This is a genomic window from Streptococcus sp. FSL R7-0212, assembly GCF_038007985.1.
GTDB classification, from domain to species: domain Bacteria; phylum Bacillota; class Bacilli; order Lactobacillales; family Streptococcaceae; genus Streptococcus; species Streptococcus parauberis.
On the sequence record NZ_JBBOYF010000001.1, the window covers coordinates 78,666 to 85,000 of the forward strand.

A 6,335-nucleotide genomic window follows, 5' to 3' on the forward strand; every position below is an offset into this window, starting at 1 on the left:
ATGAATTATCATTTTTCCAAAAATTTAGTCAAGAGGAGACTGACATGAATCTTTTAATTATGGGTTTACCAGGTGCTGGTAAAGGAACACAAGCAGCAAAGATCGTTGAAGAGTTTGGAGTTATCCATATTTCAACTGGTGATATGTTCCGTGCAGCTATGGCTAACAAAACTGAAATGGGTGTCCTTGCAAAGTCATATATAGATAAAGGTGATTTAGTACCAGATGATGTAACAAATGGTATTGTAAAAGAACGCCTTGCTCAATCTGACATTGAAGAAAAGGGATTTCTTTTGGACGGTTATCCACGTACAATTGACCAAGCACATGCATTAGATGCAACTTTAAAAGAATTAGGCTTAAACTTAGATGGTGTCATCAATATTGATGTTAACCCAGAATCACTAATCGAACGTTTGAGTGGTCGTATTATTAACAAAAAAACAGGCGAAACTTTCCACAAAGTCTTCAACCCACCAACAGGTGATTACAATGAAGATGACTTTTATCAACGTGAAGATGACAAACCGGAAACAGTTAAACGTCGTTTAGATGTTAATATTGCTCAAGGGCAACCAATTTTAGATCATTATCGTGAAGCAGGTATTGTTAATGATATTGATGGAAATAAAGATATTTCTGATGTTTTTGTAGACATCGAGAAAGTCATTAAAAACCTAAAATAAAATATCATAAATAACTTGCGAAAGTGAAAGTCACGTGATATAATAGGCTAGTCTGACTTATAATTGTTACCTCTGTGCTCAGAGGACATCAAATCGAAATTTAGGGGGTACTTTTGCGTGGCAAAAGAAGACGTGATTGAAATTGAAGGCAAAGTAGTAGAAACTATGCCAAACGCAATGTTTACTGTTGAATTAGAAAATGGGCATCAAATTCTAGCAACTGTATCAGGAAAAATCCGTAAAAATTACATTCGTATTTTAGTAGGAGATCGTGTTACAGTGGAAATGAGTCCTTATGACTTAACACGTGGACGCATCACATACCGCTTTAAATAATCGAAATAATTGGAGGGATTAAAACATGAAGGTAAGACCATCGGTTAAACCAATTTGCGAATATTGTAAAGTAATTCGTCGTAACGGTCGTGTTATGGTGATTTGTCCAACAAATCCAAAACACAAACAACGTCAAGGATAATATAGAAAGGAGAAAAAATGGCTCGTATAGCTGGAGTTGATATTCCAAACGATAAACGCGTAGTAATTTCACTTACTTATGTATTTGGTATTGGTCTTGCAACATCTCAAAAGATTTTAGCAGCAGCTGGTATCTCTGAAGATATCCGTGTTAAAGACTTAACATCAGATCAAGAAGACGCAATCCGTCGTGAAATCGATTCAATCAAAGTTGAAGGTGACCTTCGTCGTGAAGTTAACTTAAACATCAAACGTTTGATGGAAATCGGTTCATACCGTGGAATTCGTCACCGTCGTGGACTTCCTGTCCGTGGACAAAACACTAAAAACAACGCTCGTACTCGTAAAGGGAAACCTACTGCGATTGCAGGTAAGAAAAAATAATATAGGAGGTAAAGAAATTGGCTAAACCAACACGTAAACGTCGTGTGAAAAAGAACATCGAATCTGGTGTTGCACATATTCACGCTACATTTAATAACACTATTGTTATGATTACAGATGTTCACGGTAATGCTCTTGCATGGTCATCAGCTGGTGCTCTTGGTTTCAAAGGTTCTCGTAAATCAACACCTTTTGCTGCCCAAATGGCTGCTGAAGCTGCTGCGAAATCTGCACAAGAACACGGACTAAAAACTGTTGAAGTTACTGTAAAAGGCCCTGGTTCAGGTCGTGAATCAGCTATTCGTGCACTTGCTGCGGCAGGTCTAGAAGTAACTGCAATTCGTGACGTGACTCCTGTACCACATAACGGTGCTCGTCCTCCAAAACGTCGTCGTGTATAATCATAATAACTAATAGTACACAAGTTTCGTTTCGAGGGGTGAAAAAATGATTGAGTTTGAAAAACCAATAATAACAAAAATTGATGAAAATAAAGATTACGGACGTTTTGTAATCGAACCACTAGAACGTGGTTACGGTACAACTCTAGGTAATTCACTTCGTCGTGTACTTCTGTCATCACTTCCAGGTGCTGCAGTAACATCGATTAAAATTGATGGCGTACTACACGAATTTGATACAATCCCAGGTGTACGTGAAGATGTAATGCAAATCATCCTTAATGTTAAAGGACTTGCAGTAAAATCATATGTAGAAGACGAAAAGATGATCGAACTTGACGTAGAAGGACCAGCTGAAGTAACTGCTGGAGATATCCTCACTGACAGCGACATCGAACTTGTTAACCCAGATCATTATCTATTTACAATCGCAGAAGGTCACTCTTTGAAAGCAACAATGACTGTTGCTAAAAAACGTGGTTACATTCCTGCAGAAGGTAACAAACAAGATGATGCACCTGTTGGAACATTGGCTGTTGATTCAATCTACACGCCAGTAAAAAAAGTTAACTATCAAGTTGAGCCTGCCCGTGTCGGTAGTAATGATGGCTTTGATAAATTAACAATTGAAATCATGACAAATGGAACTATCATTCCTGAAGATGCATTAGGTCTATCTGCTCGAGTTTTAATCGAACACCTTAATCTGTTTACAGACCTTACAGAAGTTGCTAAGACAACTGACGTTATGAAAGAAACAGAAAAAGTGAACGATGAAAAGATACTTGATCGCACAATCGAGGAACTTGATTTATCCGTACGCTCATATAACTGTTTGAAACGTGCAGGAATTAACACTGTATTCGATCTTACAGAAAAATCTGAGCCTGAAATGATGAAAGTCCGTAACTTAGGTCGTAAGAGCCTTGAAGAAGTTAAGGTTAAACTCGCTGATTTAGGTTTAGGACTAAAAAACGATAAATAATATAGGAGGACAAAATGGCTTACCGTAAACTAGGACGCACTAGCTCACAACGTAAAGCAATGCTTCGTGATTTAACGACAGATCTTTTAATCAACGAATCAATTGTTACAACTGAAGCACGTGCAAAAGAAATCCGTAAAACAGTTGAAAAAATGATTACTTTAGGTAAACGTGGTGATCTTCATGCACGTCGTCAAGCAGCAGCTTACGTACGTAATGAAATCGCATCAGAAAACTATGATGAAGCTACTGATAAATACACATCAACTTCAGCGCTTCAAAAATTATTCTCTGAAATCGCACCTCGTTATGCTGAACGTAACGGTGGATACACACGTATTCTTAAAACAGAACCACGCCGTGGAGATGCTGCTCCAATGGCAATTATTGAATTAGTATAATTTTTATCAATTTTGTTGAGTGTTATGATGATGGAGAGGTCTCAATTCCTTTCTTAGTCTAGCTCTGGTCTACCGCTAGGATAAATTCCTAGCGGGAACACTCATCATATTGTTAGTGGTAACGCTTGTTTACGAAATGTTTCTAAACTTAGATGCACTTCGTAAGCAGGCGTTTTGTCGTCTAATCTATCCTATTTGCTCGATATAAAGGGGAATAGATGGAATCAGCGATAGATGCACCTATGAAGACAAAAGGGGCTTAAAATGGCTAAAAATTGATTATAGGAGGTCTTTATTAAAAGCACAGATTGCCGATATGTATTTATACAAATATAATTAATAAAATAACGCAAATGCTATTGACAATCCCTTCAAAAGCATATATACTAATAAAGTTGTCAGAAAGCGAGCTAGTAGTCGAAAACAAAAAACGAAAAAGTTTAAAAAAGTTATTGACAAAGGCGTTGTGACCTGATAGAATATAATAGTTGTCTCGTAAGAGATAAGAAGACCTTTGAGAACTGAATAAGACAAAAACCAAACGTGCAGGGTGATATGTTTATGCATATTACCTGTCAATTAAGTAACAAAAAAACAATAAATCTGTCAGCGACAGATAAGAATGAGTTAAACATCAAATTAACATATAAATGAGAGTTTGATCCTGGCTCAGGACGAACGCTGGCGGCGTGCCTAATACATGCAAGTAGAACGCTGAAGACTGGTGCTTGCACTAGTCAGATGAGTTGCGAACGGGTGAGTAACGCGTAGGTAACCTACCTCATAGCGGGGGATAACTATTGGAAACGATAGCTAATACCGCATGACAATTAAGTACTCATGTACTAAATTTAAAAGGAGCAATTGCTTCACTATGAGATGGACCTGCGTTGTATTAGCTAGTTGGTGAGGTAACGGCTCACCAAGGCCACGATACATAGCCGACCTGAGAGGGTGATCGGCCACACTGGGACTGAGACACGGCCCAGACTCCTACGGGAGGCAGCAGTAGGGAATCTTCGGCAATGGGGGCAACCCTGACCGAGCAACGCCGCGTGAGTGAAGAAGGTTTTCGGATCGTAAAGCTCTGTTGTTAGAGAAGAACGGTAATGGGAGTGGAAAATCCATTACGTGACGGTAACTAACCAGAAAGGGACGGCTAACTACGTGCCAGCAGCCGCGGTAATACGTAGGTCTCGAGCGTTGTCCGGATTTATTGGGCGTAAAGCGAGCGCAGGCGGTTATTTAAGTCTGAAGTTAAAGGCCGTGGCTCAACCATGGTTCGCTTTGGAAACTGGATAACTTGAGTGCAGAAGGGGAGAGTGGAATTCCATGTGTAGCGGTGAAATGCGTAGATATATGGAGGAACACCGGTGGCGAAAGCGGCTCTCTGGTCTGTAACTGACGCTGAGGCTCGAAAGCGTGGGGAGCAAACAGGATTAGATACCCTGGTAGTCCACGCCGTAAACGATGAGTGCTAGGTGTTAGGCCCTTTCCGGGGCTTAGTGCCGCAGCTAACGCATTAAGCACTCCGCCTGGGGAGTACGACCGCAAGGTTGAAACTCAAAGGAATTGACGGGGGCCCGCACAAGCGGTGGAGCATGTGGTTTAATTCGAAGCAACGCGAAGAACCTTACCAGGTCTTGACATCCCTCTGACCGTCCTAGAGATAGGACTTTCCTTCGGGACAGAGGTGACAGGTGGTGCATGGTTGTCGTCAGCTCGTGTCGTGAGATGTTGGGTTAAGTCCCGCAACGAGCGCAACCCCTATTGTTAGTTGCCATCATTAAGTTGGGCACTCTAGCGAGACTGCCGGTAATAAACCGGAGGAAGGTGGGGATGACGTCAAATCATCATGCCCCTTATGACCTGGGCTACACACGTGCTACAATGGTTGGTACAACGAGTCGCAAGCCGGTGACGGCAAGCTAATCTCTTAAAGCCAATCTCAGTTCGGATTGTAGGCTGCAACTCGCCTACATGAAGTCGGAATCGCTAGTAATCGCGGATCAGCACGCCGCGGTGAATACGTTCCCGGGCCTTGTACACACCGCCCGTCACACCACGAGAGTTTGTAACACCCGAAGTCGGTGAGGTAACCTAATAGGAGCCAGCCGCCTAAGGTGGGATAGATGATTGGGGTGAAGTCGTAACAAGGTAGCCGTATCGGAAGGTGCGGCTGGATCACCTCCTTTCTAAGGAAATGGAAGCACGTTAGGAAAAGTCTTATTTAGTTTTGAGAGGTCTTATTAAAGTAATGAGATAGAAACACCACTAATAATGTAACAACCAGTTTATTAGTCGGGGCCTTAGCTCAGCTGGGAGAGCGCCTGCTTTGCACGCAGGAGGTCAGCGGTTCGATCCCGCTAGGCTCCATTATCTAGGATACAAAGAGATGTTCGGCTTGCCGAAATTTCTTAAGAAATTAATCTCGTGTTCAACTAGATAAGTAGGATAAAAATCCTAACATAGTCCATTGAAAATTGAATATCTATATCAAATTCCACAATTAAGAAATTAATTGTAGAAAAAAGTAACAAGAAATAAACCGAAAAAAAGATAAACGCGAACATATTAAAAAAAATTAAAAGAAGGTCGAAAGACTGGAAATAAGGTTAAGTTAATAAGGGCGCACGGTGGATGCCTTGGCACTAGAAGCCGATGAAGGACGTGACTAACGACGAAATGCTTTGGGGAGCTGTAAGTAAGCTTTGATCCAGAGATGTCCGAATGGGGGAACCCGGCATGTAATGCATGTCATCCATGACTGTTAAGGTCATGAGAAGGAAGACGCAGTGAACTGAAACATCTAAGTAGCTGCAGGAAGAGAAAGCAAACGCGATTGCCTTAGTAGCGGCGAGCGAAACGGCAGAAGGGCAAACCGAGGAGTTTACTCCTCGGGGTTGTAGGACTGCGACGTGGGATCAAATACTATAGAAGAATTACCTGGGAAGGTAAGCCAAAGAGAGTAATAGCCTCGTATTTAAAATAGTAAATGACT

The 6,335-nt window shown here is 41.3% G+C and carries 7 protein-coding genes, 1 tRNA gene and 2 rRNA genes (1 of these 10 only partly in view); all 10 read left to right on the top strand.

The genetic code is table 11. The features are described 5' to 3' along the window. Positions 1 to 44 precede the first annotated feature (44 nt). A complete protein-coding gene (locus MKY69_RS00520) occupies positions 45 to 686 on the top strand; it encodes an adenylate kinase (RefSeq protein WP_003106080.1) in 642 nt (213 codons plus the stop codon). Positions 687 to 803: 117 nt separating this feature from the next. After that, positions 804 to 1,022 (top strand): translation initiation factor IF-1, encoded by a 219-nt coding sequence (gene infA, locus MKY69_RS00525; protein WP_001040189.1) that lies wholly within the window; start codon positions 804 to 806, stop codon positions 1,020 to 1,022. 25 nt (positions 1,023 to 1,047) lie between these two features. Beyond that, complete coding sequence (gene rpmJ, locus MKY69_RS00530; protein WP_000868345.1) at positions 1,048 to 1,164, top strand: 50S ribosomal protein L36; 117 nt, start codon at positions 1,048 to 1,050, stop codon at positions 1,162 to 1,164. Positions 1,165 to 1,181: 17 nt separating this feature from the next. Beyond that, entirely contained in the window at positions 1,182 to 1,547 is a 366-nt protein-coding gene (gene rpsM / locus MKY69_RS00535) for a 30S ribosomal protein S13 (protein WP_003104303.1), read from the top strand. A gap of 17 nt (positions 1,548 to 1,564) precedes the next feature. After that, positions 1,565 to 1,948, top strand: a complete 384-nt coding sequence (gene rpsK, locus MKY69_RS00540; RefSeq protein ID WP_001118387.1) for a 30S ribosomal protein S11 — start codon at positions 1,565 to 1,567, stop codon at positions 1,946 to 1,948. A gap of 46 nt (positions 1,949 to 1,994) precedes the next feature. After that, on the top strand, positions 1,995 to 2,933 hold the full coding sequence (locus MKY69_RS00545; protein WP_003103017.1) for a DNA-directed RNA polymerase subunit alpha: 939 nt from the start codon (positions 1,995 to 1,997) through the stop codon (positions 2,931 to 2,933). Between the two features lie 14 nt (positions 2,934 to 2,947). Beyond that, complete coding sequence (gene rplQ, locus MKY69_RS00550) at positions 2,948 to 3,334, top strand: 50S ribosomal protein L17 (protein ID WP_003104597.1); 387 nt, start codon at positions 2,948 to 2,950, stop codon at positions 3,332 to 3,334. A gap of 646 nt (positions 3,335 to 3,980) precedes the next feature. Further along, positions 3,981 to 5,529 (top strand): 16S ribosomal RNA (locus MKY69_RS00555). A 108-nt stretch (positions 5,530 to 5,637) separates the two neighbouring features. Next, positions 5,638 to 5,710 (top strand) — tRNA-Ala (locus MKY69_RS00560). Between the two features lie 237 nt (positions 5,711 to 5,947). Then, a 23S ribosomal RNA gene (locus MKY69_RS00565) occupies positions 5,948 to 6,335 on the top strand (it continues 2,516 nt past the right edge of the window). The 16S and 23S rRNA genes sit together here with 1 tRNA gene alongside, the layout of an rRNA operon.